Consider the following 14,289-nt stretch of genomic DNA (forward strand, 5'->3'; position numbering starts at 1 on the left):
AGAGTCAATCCGGATCCTACCTGACCCCGCTGTATCGGGACTGAATCATCCCTGTCTTCTTTCCTCATGCATTTCCCATGATGCAACGCTGTGTCATCAGCCTCGTGTTCAGGCTCGCTATCCGTGCCTGCCGGTTTCTGGGTGTTGAGGGTCAGAGCCGGTGCAGGGGCTGGTCGCGACCATTCTTATCGCACAAGCGGCTTGCCGCTTTCAGCCTGTCGGTACACAGGGGCGGGGGGCCTTGCTGGCGTCAAGCCATCCCCGAGTGCCTGCAAGCGCTTGAGGTATGAATTTAATTGTTTGAAATTAAACATGTTTACATTCCCTGGCCTGGATGCTGGAACAAAGCAGGGCAATCCCCGGCAACGGCTGAGTGGATTCACGGAGGGCAGTATCACATGAATGGTTTTTTTTGAATCCTGATTTCAATAGGCGCTTTCCTATTGTTTTGACTGTTCATCTTTGGGTTAAACAAGATAGAATCTGACCCCGAATCGGGTTTGGGGCGCAGATTGCCCAAGATGTGAGCAATGCAGGCTGCGGACTGCCTGGGTGTGCAATGTAATGCGACAACATTGTTAAACATCAATCAAAACAAGAAGCTGGAGGATGTGATGGCCAACAGCACGGACAATCAGGTTAAAAGCAGCATGTTGGGAGCTGTAACCCAAGGGCGGTAGCTAACACAGTTGCCAGCTTCTGGCTGTCGTGGTTTTCTCAGGCAATATTGACCTCGAATACTGGTCATACAAGTATGGCCTTGCCTGCCTCAGCTATTCACTGACCATGCATGAACACCCACTGATATGAAAATTCTTGTTACCGGTGGTGCCGGCTTTATCGGTTCTGCCGTTGTCCGCCATATCATCCGGCATACCCGGGACTCAGTTGTCAATCTGGACAAGCTGACCTATGCGGCGAACCCGGCATCTCTGGCGTCTGTATCCACAAGCGATCGTTATGTGTTCGAGCAGGTCGACATCTGCAATCGCGTTGAAGTGGACAGGGTCTTTACAACCCACCAACCCGATGCCGTAATGCATCTGGCCGCCGAGAGCCACGTTGATCGCTCCATCACAGGCCCTGCCGATTTTATCCAGACCAATATCGTCGGCACCTATATGTTGCTGGAAGCGACACGCGCCTATTGGAACGATCTGGACGAGGTGCGCAAGGCAGCATTTCGCTTCCATCATGTCTCCACCGACGAGGTATACGGCGATTTGCTCCATCCGGATGAGTTGACTTCCGGAGCGGCGCTGCCGTTTTTCACCGAAACCACCTCGTATGCGCCGAGCAGCCCCTACTCTGCCGCCAAGGCATCGAGCGATCATCTGGTGCGCGCCTGGCACCGAACGTACGGGCTGCCCGTGCTGGTGACCAACTGCGCGAACAATTACGGGCCCTGGCAACATGCGGAAAAACTGATTCCACAAACGATCGCCCACGCCCTGGCTGGCAAGCCCATCCCGCTTTATGGCCGGGGAGACCAGATCCGCGACTGGCTCTATGTGGAGGATCATGTCAGAGCACTGTTGCTGGTGCTGACCAAAGGGCGAGTGGGAGAGACCTACAACATCGGGGGCCACAATGAGAAGCGCAATCTGGAGGTGGTGCAGACCATCTGCGATCTGCTCGACGAACTGGTCCCCTTGTCCCCATCTCCTCTTGAGGGAGAAAAGCCCGGGGAAAGGGTGAAAAGCTATCGGGATCAAATTACCCATGTGGCCGACAGGCCCGGCCATGACCGTCGTTACGCCATTGATGCTGGCAAAATAGCCACTGAATTGAAATGGTTGCCGCAGGAGAGTTTTGAGTCAGGATTGTCCAAGACGATTACCTGGCATCTCTCGCAAATGCGCGACATTGATTGAATTTATCATTGATATATTGCACGTCCTGCGTGGACTGAACTTGAGATTGGTATCTTTTATATGAAGAGTAATATTTTGAGTCTCATTGGTCGTAATAAAGACCTGTTCGTTGATGACATCGGCAAAAATGAGCAACAGCTGTCTGATATCGTCAGCCAGTCCCGTTTTCTTGTGCTTGGTGGCGCCGGTTCTATTGGCCAGGCGGTAACCAAAGAGATCTTCAAGAGAAATCCACGTAAATTGCATGTGGTCGATATCAGCGAGAACAACATGGTCGAGCTGGTGCGCGATATCCGCAGCTCGTTCGGGTATATCGATGGTGATTTCCAGACGTTCGCCCTGGATATCGGCTCCATTGAATATGACGCCTTTATCAAAGCTGACGGCGCCTATGATTACGTGCTCAATCTTTCTGCGCTCAAACATGTACGCAGCGAGAAAGATCCTTTCACGTTGATGCGCATGATCGATGTCAACGTCTTCAACACGGACAAAACCATCCAGCACTCCATCGACATGGGAGTGAAAAAGTATTTCTGTGTTTCGACGGACAAGGCGGCCAATCCGGTCAACATGATGGGGGCGTCCAAGCGCATCATGGAGATGTTCCTGATGCGCCGCAGCGAACAGATTGCCATTTCAACCGCGCGCTTTGCCAACGTGGCCTTCTCCGATGGCTCCTTGCTGCATGGCTTCAACCAGCGCTTGCAAAAGCGTCAGCCCATCGTCGCCCCCAACGACATCAAACGCTACTTCGTGACCCCCCAGGAGTCCGGTGAGCTGTGCCTGATGTCCTGCATCTTTGGTGAGAACAGGGATATCTTCTTCCCCAAGCTCAGCGAATCCCTGCACCTGATTACCTTCGCCGAAATCGCCGTGAAGTATCTGGAGCAGCATGGTTACAAGCCGCATCTGTGCAAGGACGAGGATGAAGCCAGAGCCTTGATGGCGAGCCTGCCCGAGCAGGGGATGTGGCCCTGCCTGTTTACCGAGAGTGATACCACGGGTGAAAAAGACTTCGAAGAGTTCTTCACGGACAAGGAAGTGCTGGATATGGCCCGGTTCGAGAACCTGGGCATCATCAAGAATGAACCCTCATATCAGAATGATCTGCTCAACCATTTCGAGCAGACCATTGCAGCCATGAAAACAAAACGCGCCTGGGACAAGAAAGAGATCGTCGAGTTGTTCTTCGCCATGATCCCGGATTTTGGTCACAAAGAAACGGGCAAATATCTCGACGGCAAGATGTAAGGAGTCGGTATGCATACTCAATTGATACGTTTTATTCGTGATACCTACAAAACCGATGACTTCATCCCTCTTCACGCCCCGACCTTTGCCGGCAATGAACGTCAATATGTGCTCGATACCCTCGAAAGCACCTTCGTTTCCAGTGTCGGTGCCTATGTTGAGCAGTTCGAGCAGAAAATAGCCACCTTTACCGGTTCAGCCCGTGCCGTTGCCACCATGAATGGCACGGCGGCGCTGCATATCGCGCTCTACATGGCAGGTGTGCAGGCAGGGGATCTGGTGATCACCCAGCCCCTGACCTTTGTGGCGACCTGCAATGCCTTATATCATATGGGCGCAGAACCCGTGTTCGTCGATGTATCACGCCAGAGCCTGGGTCTGTGTCCCGTTGCCCTGGCCAACTGGCTGGAAGAGCATGCGTCTCGCACCGAAACAGGTGCCATCCACAAGGCAAGCGGACGCCGCCTCAAAGCCGTCGTGCCCATGCACACCTTTGGTCATCCGGTTGAGCTCGATGAACTTCAGGCCGTGTGCGAGGCCTGGGGCATCGCCCTGGTGGAAGATGCTGCCGAGAGCCTGGGTTCCTACTACAAAGGCAAACACACGGGGACGCTGAGTGCGTTTTCCGCCCTGAGCTTCAATGGCAACAAGATCATCACCACGGGTGGTGGTGGCATGGTGCTCTGCCAGAATGCCGAACAGGGGGCGCGCACCAAGCACATTACCACCACCGCCAAGGTACCCCATCCGTTCGAGTTCTATCATGATGAACCCGGTTTTAACTACCGGATGCCCAATCTGAATGCGGCCCTCGGATGTGCCCAGATGGAAGCCCTGCCGCAATTCCTGGCGCAAAAGCGGGCGCTTGCCATGCACTATGCCGAGTTCTTCAAGGGACAAGCATGCCAGTTTGTGACCGAGCCTTCTTATGGACGCTCCAACTACTGGCTCAATGCGATTGTCTGTGAAGATCAGACCCAACGGGATACGTTGCTGACCGAGCTGAACAAGGCTGGTGTCATGACCCGGCCTGTATGGAAACTGATGCATCGCCTGCCCATGTTCTCTCATGCCTTGCGTGGGGAGCTTAACAATGCCGAATGGTTGGAAGCCCATCTGATCAACCTGCCCAGCTCGCCTGTCGAGGTCTGAACATGGCCAACACCATTGCCGTCTTTACCGGTACTCGCGCCGAATACGGGCTGCTCTATTGGTTGATGAAAGACATTGCCGCGGATCCCGACCTGGAGCTCAAGCTGATCGTCTCGGGTACGCACTTGTCCCCCGAGTTCGGCCTGACCTATCAGCAGATAGAGCAGGATGGCTTCAAGATCGATGAGCGCATCGAGATGCTGCTCTCCTCCGATACCTCTGTGGGGGTGGTCAAAAGCATGGGCGTGGCCTTGCTCGGGCTGGCAGATGCATTGGCCCGGTTGCAACCGGATGTGCTGGTGATCCTGGGGGATCGCTTTGAAGCGCTGGCGGCAGCCCAGGCGGCCATGTTGCAGCGCATACCGGTAGCACACCTCCATGGTGGCGAGATCACCGAGGGGGCTTATGACGACGCCATTCGCCATGCCATTACCAAGTTGAGCTACCTGCACTTCACGGCCGCCGAGCCCTATCGACAGCGAGTCATTCAGTTGGGGGAGGCGCCTGAACGGGTATTCAACGTGGGTGCCGTCGGTCTGGACCACATCATCAAGACACCGCTGCTGTCCATGGACGAGCTGCAATCCTCTCTTGGGTTTACGTTGGACTCACCGTTCTTCGTGGTGACCTATCACCCCGTGACTCTGGCCGATGAACCGGCCAGGGAGAGTTTCAGTGCCTTGCTGGCGGCGTTGGATAACTATCCCGACCATCAGGTTATCCTGACGTACCCGAATGCAGATGACGGTGGTCGAGCCATCATTCCACTGCTTGAGCAGTATGCGACAGCCAATCCTGCACGCGTGCTGGCCATCCCGTCTTTGGGTTACAGACGTTATCTGAGCGCGGTGAAACACTGTGCCGCCGTGATCGGCAACTCGTCGAGCGGCATCATCGAAGTGCCTTCTCTGGGTGTCCCGACCATCAATATCGGCCAACGCCAACAAGGGCGCTTGGCGGCGAAGAGTGTGCTTCATTGCGACGCGAAGGCTGAGGCCATTACGCAATGCATTGCCAAGGCCTTGCAGCCTATGGGCCCGGATGCTTATGTCAATCCTTATGGTGCAGGGGACGCCAGCGGCCAAATCGTGGCACGTCTGAAGCATTTTGCCATCCCCACCATCAAACAGTTCCATGATCTCGACAGGAGTCCGTCGCCATGATCCGCATCATCGCCGAAGCCGGCGTCAACCATAATGGCGACGAAGCACTCGCCGTGGCACTGATCGATGCTGCCCACCGGGCAGGCGTCGATGTCGTCAAGTTTCAGACCTTTAAGGCGGCCAATCTGGTGACCCGCCAGGCCAAGCAGGCTGCTTATCAAACCGCCAACACCGGCAAGGAAGAGAGCCAGTTTGCCATGCTCTCCCGCCTTGAGCTTTCGTTCGATGCCCATCTTCGTCTGATCGCCCATTGCGAGTCTCTCGGTATCGCGTTTCTGTCTACCGCCTTCGATACCGAGAGCCTGGACTTTCTGGTGAACCGGTTGAAGTTGCAGACCCTCAAGATCCCGTCCGGGGAACTGACCAATGCGCCTTTCGTACTGGCCCATGCTCGCACCGGTTGCGAATTGATCGTCTCGACCGGTATGGCCACGTTGGCAGAAGTGGAGGCGGCCCTGGGGGTGATAGCCTTCGGATTGACCGCGCCGCAGGATGCGCAGCCCGGTGAGGCCGCCTTCATGGCTGCCTATGCCAGCGAGGCTGGTCAGGCCGCTTTGGCCAACAAGGTAACCCTGCTGCATTGCACGACCGAGTATCCGGCGCCCATGGTGGATATCAACCTCAAAGCCATGGATACCCTGTCGCACGCCTTCCGGTTGCCGGTCGGTTATTCGGATCACAGCCAGGGCATCACCATCCCGGTGGCGGCAGTCGCCCGTGGAGCCTGCCTCATCGAGAAGCACTTCACGCTGGACCGCAACATGGAAGGGCCTGATCACAAGGCTTCTCTTGAACCCGATGAACTGGCCGCCATGGTGAAAGGGATCCGCGATGTGGAACTGGCACTGGGAGACGGCATCAAAGGGCCTCGCCCGAGCGAGATCAAGAACAAGGAGATCGCACGCAAGAGCCTGGTCGCTGCCTGCGACATTGAGGAGGGCGTCATCCTCTGTGCCGACAACCTCGCCATCAAGCGCCCAGGCGATGGAATGAGCCCCTATGCCTACTGGCAGCTCCTGGGGCAACCGGCCAAACGTGCCTATCAGGCGGGTGAGCCTATCCGTGAATAAACCGGTCATCGTCCTCGGGGCAGGGGGGCACGCCTCGGTGCTGGTCGACATGCTGCGCAGCCAGGGAGTGGTTCCCATCGCCCTGGTTGCGCCCGCCGCAGGTACAGCGCGCGCCACGCTGGCTGATATTCCCCTCTGGCATGACGAGGAAATACTGACCCACCATCCGGATGAGGTGGTGTTGGTCAATGGCATCGGCTCCCTGCCGGGCAACCCGCTGCGCGCCACGCTGTTTGCCCGTTATCGCGCCCTTGGTTACCGCTTTGCAAGCGTCGTCAGCGCACAGGCCATGGTCTCTGACTACGCCGTGCTGGAAGAGGGTGCCCAGGTCATGGCGGGGGCCATCATTCAGGCGGGTACCCGGATAGGTGCCAACAGCATCATCAATAGTGGCGCCATCGTGGATCACGACTGCCATCTGGGAGGCGACAATCACGTCGCACCGGGCGCCGTGTTATCCGGCGGTGTGGTAACGGGTGAGAGAGTCCATATCGGTACGGGAGCTGCCGTGATCCAGAGCATATCAATTGGCTCTGATGCCGTGGTCGGGGCTGGCGCCACGCTGACGCGCCCTCTTGGAGAAAAGCAGATTGCATACGTTGCCCGGGGCAGCGTGATGCCTATCAAGCAGTAAAGGATGGATTGGATGAGCAAAAATTGGGAAAAAGTGGTGTTGTCGCCGGCACACTCAGTGCGTGATGCCCTGGCCGTGATCAATGAAGAGGCACTGCGGGTTTGCTTGGTCGTGGATGACGCGCGGCACTTGCTGGGCGTCGTGACCGATGGCGATGTTCGCCGCGCCATCCTGAACAATGTCTCCCTGACGCAAAGCGTCACAGCCGTGATGAACCCCACCCCCATCACTGTCTCGGCCAAACTGACCCGTGCGCAGTTGCTGGAAACCATGCGAGCGCGAAGCGTTCTTTCCCTGCCGGTGGTCGACGATGCGGGCAAGCTGATTGGGCTGGAAACCTGGGAGCAGGCGGCGCAAGCACCGAGCTATGACAATCCCGTCTTCATCATGGCGGGGGGATTTGGTACCCGGCTGCGCCCGCTGACCGACAATTGCCCCAAGCCCATGCTCAAGGTGGGCGACAAGCCGATACTGGAGACCCTGCTCAACCAGTTCCTCAAGGCTGGCTTCAAGAACATCTACATCTCCACCCACTATATGCCCGAGCAGATCACTAATTATTTTGGTGATGGTTCAGCCTGGGGGGCCAATATTCGTTACGTCTATGAAGAGACCCCGCTGGGAACCGGTGGTGCCCTGGGTCTGCTGCCCGGCGACATCCCTGCCCTGCCGCTTATCATGATCAATGGCGACGTGCTGACCACAGTGGATTTCAATCGTCTGCTCGATTTTCATGTGGAAAACGGTGCTGATGCCACCATGTGTGTGCGTGAATATGATTACCAAATTCCCTACGGCGTCATCACGGGTGAGGGAAACAAGATCACCAGCATGATTGAAAAGCCGGTCCATCATTTCTTTGTCAATGCCGGGATTTATGTTGTTGCACCTCATGTCGTGCAATCTGTGGCCAAAGGGGAACGCATTGATATGCCAACTCTGCTTGAACAACATATGAATAAAAATAAGCAAGTCTTGATGTTTCCTATTCATGAATACTGGTTGGATATCGGTCGCATGGAAGACTTCAATCGTGCTCAATCGGATATATCTTCACTGGGGCTACTCTCATAATGAAACGTATTGCTGTCGTTGGCCTCGGTAATATCTCGGTTCGCCACAGAAGAAACTTAAAGCACCTTTATCCATCCGCTTCCATCTACGCCATGTCAGCCAGTGGTCAGGCTGCCGCAGGGGATATCAGTGATTGTGATGTACTCGTCTCTTCAGTAGAGGAACTTATCCAGCATCGCATTGATTTTGCTATCATCGCGTCCCCTGCGACCTTGCATGCTGCCCATGCCATCCCTCTGATAAAAGCGGGCATTCCCGTTTTGATTGAAAAACCCCTGGCGGCATCACTTGCCGATTGTGAGGCCATTCAGGCTACCAGCCATGAGCACAATACTCCGGTGGCTGTCGGATATTGCCTGCGTTATTTACCGTCGGCCATGCTCATGAAAGATCTGTTGACTGAGCAGAAAGTGGGCCGCTGCTACCATGTTCAGGTTGAAACCGGGCAATACCTGCCTGATTGGCGCCCCAGCAAAGATTTTCGGCACAGCGTTTCTGCTCGTGCAGAGTTGGGGGGAGGGGTGTTGCTGGAGCTCAGTCACGAGTTCGATTATATCCAGTGGCTGCTTGGACCACTTCAAGTCAAATACGCGAGCTTGTCTTCTTCCGAAGAGCTTGGCCTGTCGGTTGAGGACATGGCCGATATCATGCTTGGCGACAAAACGGGCGCCATTGCCACGGTTCATCTGGATTTTCTCCAACGAAAAGCACATCGCAAATGCCGCGTCATTGGCAGTGAAGGTACGTTGGAATGGGACCTGATCCAAAATTCGGTCTCCTTGATCTCGGCCAACGGTATTGAGGTCATTCATTGTGAGCCCGCCTGGGATAAAAACCAGATGTACCTCGGCATGATTGCCGATTTTGTCAATCTTATTCAGGGTGCCAAGCATCACAGCATCTCTATCGATGACGCCACTCGAACGGTTGCATTGATCGAAGCAATCAAAGCGTTCTCTCATCATCGATAACACCTAACCGGATCTCGAATCAGATGAAAAATTTTGCGTTCATTTTCGCCCGGGGCGGCTCAAAAGGGTTGCCAGGAAAGAACATCCGTCCATTGGCGGGAAAACCGTTGTTGCAATATTCCATCGATACGGCGCTGGCATCACCATCGATTAGCCAGGTGTTTGTTTCTACGGATGATGCTGCCATTGCCAGCGTTGCAATCTCATCCGGCGCGGTGGTTATAGAGCGCCCATCCGAATTGGCGACAGACACCAGCCCGGAGTGGCTGTCCTGGCGACATGCCATTGAATGGGCGATCGCGCATTATGGGGCATTCGATGGTTTCATCAGCTTGCCGGCAACCAGCCCGCTGCGCAGTGTGAGTGATGTTGAAGCGGCCATTGCCAAACGTCGTGAGCAAAATGCCGATATCTGTATCTCCGTTACGCCAGCCAACCGCAGCCCCTATTTCAACATGGTAAAGGAAACGGTGGATGGCTGGGTCGAGTTGGTCAATAAACCGGCGGGCGATGTTGCTCGACGTCAGGATGCGCCTTCGGTTTTTGATATCACGACAGTGGTATATGCGACGACACCTGCCTTTGTGCTTGAGCACTACGGGCTGTTCTCGGGGAAAGTCACCAGTATCGAGGTGCCGAAAGAACGAGCGGTCGATATTGACGATATTTACGACTTCAAACTGGCAGAAGCTATCGTAGGAGAGCAGAAATAATGGAACAGCTGTTGAACGAAAAACGCATTCTGGTGGCCGGTGCCGGCGGCTTGCTGGGCTCTCGTCTGGTGCCTGCCATTCTTGCCCAAGGCGGCAAAGTTATCGCGGCAGATATCAATGTCGATGCCATGGCCCAGCGTCTTTCCACTCAGGGTGTGGATACGGCAGACGACAATCTGACGTTGATACAGCTGGATGTGACCAGTGAGGAAAGCCTCAAGGCATTTTTTGCGCAACAAGAACATATGGATGGGGCTGTCAACACGACCTATCCGAGAAACAAAACCTATGGCGCGCATTTTTTTGATGTGTCACTTGCCAGTTTCAATGAAAATATTTCACTCCATCTTGGTAGTGCTTTCCTGTTTACCCAGCAATGTGCGTCTTATTTCAAAGCACATGAAACAGCCTTTTCATTAGTCAATATTTCATCCATATATGGTGTTGTTGCACCTAAGTTTGATATTTACAACAATACCAAAATGACCATGCCGGTCGAGTATGCGGCGATCAAATCCGCGATACAGCATTTGAGCAAGTATGCGGTAGCATATGTCAATGACAGCCGTTTCAGGGTGAACAATGTGAGCCCGGGTGGGATATTTGATAATCAGCCTGATGCGTTTTGCCAGGCATACAAGAGCCATACTCATGGTGCAGGTATGTTAGATGTTAATGATATTATCTGTTCAATAATGTTTTTGTTATCTGATGGGGCTCGTTATATTACAGGACAAAATATAGTGGTGGATGATGGATTCTCTATATAAAGGATTAGGATTCTCGTATCAACCCCAGATTTTTAAAATGCTGGTCAAATTTATTGCAGTAGTAATGTTATATTTGTTCGCATTATTATACATAAATTTAAATCTAGATATTTCATATTTTTATTTTTTCTTTTTAGTAATAGGAGTTATTTTAAAGCCAAAGTATTTATTGTCCCCGGTAACAATGATACTTGTTTATTATTTATTATGGTTTTCAGTAGCTCCAGCATTTGCCTTAAGATATAAAGATATTTCATTTTCTGACCCGGCTGTATCATTGTCATATATATATATAATCACGAGCTTTACCGTTCTCATTTCTTTTTCTTATTTTTCTGAAGCTTATTTTCTTAGGCGGCGGAATGAGTTTTATAGTGATTCTGTAGTCGTGAAAGTTGATGTTTCGAATGTGGTATTGATATCCTTACTTTCTATTTGGATAATTTCTCTAATATTTTATATAATGCAGACAGGAGGAGTTGAGCACTGGATATCGAACATAGACCGTGCATTTCTAACTAGGCAAGGAGCCGGTGGAACATATCTTATATTTATCCTTACTTTGCCAATTTTCATCTTTCTCTGTGGAGTAAAGTTTCGTCATGATTGGAGAGTGTTACTTATTGTATCGGCACTTGTGTTGATTCTTAGTCCCTTTATTGGTAGCAAGCAAAAAATTATTTCTTTTTTTCTCCTAATATATCTTCCTTCGTTCTTTAATAAAAAGCTTGAACTTCCTTTAGCGATAAAGATTTTTTTACCTGTACTGTTGTTATTTTTACTTGGTAATTATTTTAGAAATTCATCCTGGATGACTTGGGGAGATGTGCTATCCTATTCCCTTAATTATTTCGATACCCTTGATTCGCTGCTAATTATTATTAACAATGGTCATCAACCATTAGAGATAACGCCATTATTTTTACCGTTTAATAAGTTTTATAACTTTTACACGGGGCAAGATAAATTCTTTGATATGAGTGCATACTATACCGATATATATTTTCCCAAAGCTTGGGAAATTCGTGCTACAGTGCAATTTCCTATTGAGGTTGACTTGCTTATTTCTTTTGGGTTTTGGTTAGGATTAATACCGCTGGCATTGTATGCAATTTTAAATGCGTTTATATTTTCCATGTCGGTAAAATCCTCAAAAGTAATCCTGCAATATATCTGGTTTTTCCTCTTTATTTATATGCTAAGTCATTTGAGAGGTGGTTTATTGCTCTGGACTGATTTTTATAACTATGTATATATAGTATGTATTTATATCATTTTTCGTGGAATTGAGCGCAGAGATACAATATGCTGATTCATATTGCAAAAAATGCAATTTTAAATGAAATAGCAATAGACCAAAGGCTGTCAGAAAATAGTGGTCTAGAATTTAAAAATAAATCTATATATAAAGTGATCAGATTTCGTAACAAGATACCTTTATCTTTTGCCAGAATATTATATTTGTTTGCGCCTGTAGTTTTTTTTGCTTTTTTTGCTTTTTTTGTTTTTAAGAAAATAACAAGAGCGAGAAATATAGAACTACCGTTAGGTTGTATTGGCTTAGCTTTCTCTGAAAGGCAGAAAGTTGTATTGTTACGTTATGATAGATCGGTAGATTGCGTGATGATTAACGACTATCTTTATAAAAAATGTTCGATTACAACAGCATTTAATGCCTACTTAGATTCATGCCATATATTTTATAAATTGGCTCATACGATAGATCGTAAATATCATCTTCATTTTATAAATACGTTTGAAGTAATTCTATTTAATTATTCCTTGGATAGACAGGAGAAAAATTCTACGCAGTTTATCGTATGCTCACATTATGACCGCTGGGCTACAGTGATGTTATCAAAACAATGGCATAATACATGTGTAGTTCAACATGGTATCTTGGATAATTCATTTACTCCTAGCGTGAAGCTTCATGCACCCCAAAAACTTGTTTGTTTCTCTGAAAAAGAAAGGGATGTTTTTATAAAGAGAATATACTTAGCCATTCCATCCTATATTGATTATGTAAGGCCAAAGTTAAATCTTGACGCAAAAATAAAATGTGATGTTTTAATAATTAATAATCCAATTTATCTAAAATCAGATATAAATATATTTAAAAGTCTTGTCGCAAAAAATATTAGCGTAATTTTTAGACCTCATCCCACAGTTGTAAGTCATGTTTTAAATTGCATCGATGAAAAATATCTCTCGATAGGTAATTCATTTCCCTGCCCAAAAGTCTTTGTATGTAGAGAGTCAACCCTTGGCACTGAATATGAGTTTTATGGTTATAAAGGGGTCTGGTGGAATGATGAAAGCTCATTAGATGATATATTAGGGATGATATCAAATTGTTTAACTTAAAGAAGTTTTTTATATTGGGCGTTTCTGCCGGATTGAATAGAGCCGGTATGTTTCTATTAATGCCATTATTAGCTGCTTTTTTATCTGTTCGAGATTTTGGGGAAGTTTCATTATACCTGACAATTTCAACTATAATGGTGTCGATACTAAGCTTTAATATTTCAAGTATCGTTGCAAGAGAAGTTTATGATGATTTAGTTGGGGTGGTAGCATATCTAAAACCATTTAACATTATATTACTTTTTGCATTCCTTCCTATATGTATTTTATTCTCTTTTATCTATGAAAAAACAATATTTTATTACTGTATTTTTATAATTTCTGAAGCGTTATTCTTGGTTAATTCTACCTATATAAGATATAGATTAGGAGACGCTCATTTTTTTTATATAACATTGGCAAAATTCATATCCATCTCTATATTGATGGTCATATATTTTACGGTGGTTAACTATAATGACTTGATGTTCAGGGTAGAATGGTTTTTTATTATATTGTCAGTGTCAAATACTCCGATTATTGGGGCATCAGTTAGGTTTTCTCTAATTGATTTCAAAGGGCGCTTATATAATGAGTTGAGTTCGAAGATAAAATATATATTATTTGCAATAACTTTATTTCCACATGTATTAGCATTGTGGATTAGTTCTGGTTTAGATCGATACTTCATCAAATGGTATTATGATGCTGAGGTATTAGGTACTTATTCATTTTCATATTCTTTAGCATCCTTGTTTTTAATCGTAAACGCAGCTCTTTCTCTGGCCCTACCGCAGTTTGCAGTTAAAGATTTTATACTGTATAAGTCAGATGGTTTTTATAAAAAATTTATATTATTTATTACTGCAATATATCTATCATTCCTAATATTCCTTAAAATAATAACCCCTTTATTTAGTAAGTTTGACAATGATAAAGTCTTTGTTCTTGCGGCTATCATTGCTTCTGGATTCTATCTGTTAGTCTTTTATACTTACTTTTCTTCTATACTTTTCTATCGGCGTAACACGAAACTGATCTCAGTTTTTACAGTTGTTATCGCAATAATGACGATTTTGCTATTATACCCATTCAGCTGGTTGTGGGGGATAAGGGGAACAGCTATCGTGACCTATGTTTGTTATGCGGTCTATGCTGCTTTAGTTTGTTATTCAGTCCATGAACCTGATTATGGAGGCATTTCTCGGCTTTATATTCCTTTGATTTTGTCTGTAACTATAGTTTTCATTGTTATCATTTGAGTTGCT

The 14,289-nt window shown here is 48.7% G+C and carries 13 protein-coding genes; all 13 read left to right on the forward strand.

The window, feature by feature from the left end; translation table 11 throughout:
* Nucleotides 1–806: 806 nt before the first annotated feature.
* Entirely contained in the window at nucleotides 807–1,874 is a 1,068-nt protein-coding gene (rfbB, locus tag AB5Y80_RS10990; RefSeq protein WP_368172927.1) for a dTDP-glucose 4,6-dehydratase, read from the forward strand.
* A 75-nt stretch (nucleotides 1,875–1,949) separates the two neighbouring features.
* Nucleotides 1,950–3,128, forward strand: coding sequence for a UDP-N-acetylglucosamine 4,6-dehydratase (locus AB5Y80_RS10995; RefSeq protein ID WP_231720316.1), 1,179 nt, complete (start codon nucleotides 1,950–1,952; stop codon nucleotides 3,126–3,128).
* Between the two features lie 9 nt (nucleotides 3,129–3,137).
* Nucleotides 3,138–4,280: a LegC family aminotransferase gene (locus AB5Y80_RS11000; RefSeq protein WP_368172928.1), complete on the forward strand. Its 1,143-nt coding sequence runs from the start codon at nucleotides 3,138–3,140 to the stop codon at nucleotides 4,278–4,280.
* A gap of 2 nt (nucleotides 4,281–4,282) precedes the next feature.
* Nucleotides 4,283–5,443, forward strand: coding sequence for a UDP-N-acetylglucosamine 2-epimerase (neuC, locus tag AB5Y80_RS11005; RefSeq protein WP_045524096.1), 1,161 nt, complete (start codon nucleotides 4,283–4,285; stop codon nucleotides 5,441–5,443).
* Nucleotides 5,440–6,513, forward strand: a complete 1,074-nt coding sequence (gene neuB, locus AB5Y80_RS11010) for an N-acetylneuraminate synthase (protein WP_323941030.1) — start codon at nucleotides 5,440–5,442, stop codon at nucleotides 6,511–6,513. Before neuC ends, neuB begins: the two co-directional genes overlap by 4 nt.
* The gene (locus AB5Y80_RS11015) at nucleotides 6,506–7,147 is read left to right on the forward strand and encodes an acetyltransferase (RefSeq protein WP_323941031.1); all 642 of its coding nucleotides are present in this window, start codon (nucleotides 6,506–6,508) and stop codon (nucleotides 7,145–7,147) included. The genes neuB and AB5Y80_RS11015 overlap by 8 nt, the downstream gene beginning before the upstream one ends.
* A gap of 12 nt (nucleotides 7,148–7,159) precedes the next feature.
* Complete coding sequence (locus AB5Y80_RS11020; protein WP_368172929.1) at nucleotides 7,160–8,221, forward strand: nucleotidyltransferase family protein; 1,062 nt, start codon at nucleotides 7,160–7,162, stop codon at nucleotides 8,219–8,221.
* Entirely contained in the window at nucleotides 8,221–9,192 is a 972-nt protein-coding gene (locus AB5Y80_RS11025; protein ID WP_323941034.1) for a Gfo/Idh/MocA family oxidoreductase, read from the forward strand. Before AB5Y80_RS11020 ends, AB5Y80_RS11025 begins: the two co-directional genes overlap by 1 nt.
* Before the next feature lie 23 nt (nucleotides 9,193–9,215).
* Complete coding sequence (locus tag AB5Y80_RS11030; protein ID WP_323941035.1) at nucleotides 9,216–9,905, forward strand: acylneuraminate cytidylyltransferase family protein; 690 nt, start codon at nucleotides 9,216–9,218, stop codon at nucleotides 9,903–9,905.
* On the forward strand, nucleotides 9,905–10,675 hold the full coding sequence (locus AB5Y80_RS11035; protein ID WP_323941037.1) for an oxidoreductase: 771 nt from the start codon (nucleotides 9,905–9,907) through the stop codon (nucleotides 10,673–10,675). Before AB5Y80_RS11030 ends, AB5Y80_RS11035 begins: the two co-directional genes overlap by 1 nt.
* 37 nt (nucleotides 10,676–10,712) lie before the next feature.
* Nucleotides 10,713–11,987: a hypothetical protein gene (locus AB5Y80_RS11040; protein WP_323941038.1), complete on the forward strand. Its 1,275-nt coding sequence runs from the start codon at nucleotides 10,713–10,715 to the stop codon at nucleotides 11,985–11,987.
* On the forward strand, nucleotides 11,981–13,042 hold the full coding sequence (locus AB5Y80_RS11045) for a hypothetical protein (protein ID WP_323941040.1): 1,062 nt from the start codon (nucleotides 11,981–11,983) through the stop codon (nucleotides 13,040–13,042). The genes AB5Y80_RS11040 and AB5Y80_RS11045 overlap by 7 nt, the downstream gene beginning before the upstream one ends.
* 47 nt (nucleotides 13,043–13,089) lie before the next feature.
* A complete protein-coding gene (locus AB5Y80_RS11050; protein WP_368172930.1) occupies nucleotides 13,090–14,283 on the forward strand; it encodes a hypothetical protein in 1,194 nt (397 codons plus the stop codon).
* The last annotated feature ends 6 nt before the right edge of the window (nucleotides 14,284–14,289 follow it).

This window comes from Aeromonas sp. R2-1, assembly GCF_040908425.1.
GTDB lineage: Bacteria > Pseudomonadota > Gammaproteobacteria > Enterobacterales > Aeromonadaceae > Aeromonas > Aeromonas caviae.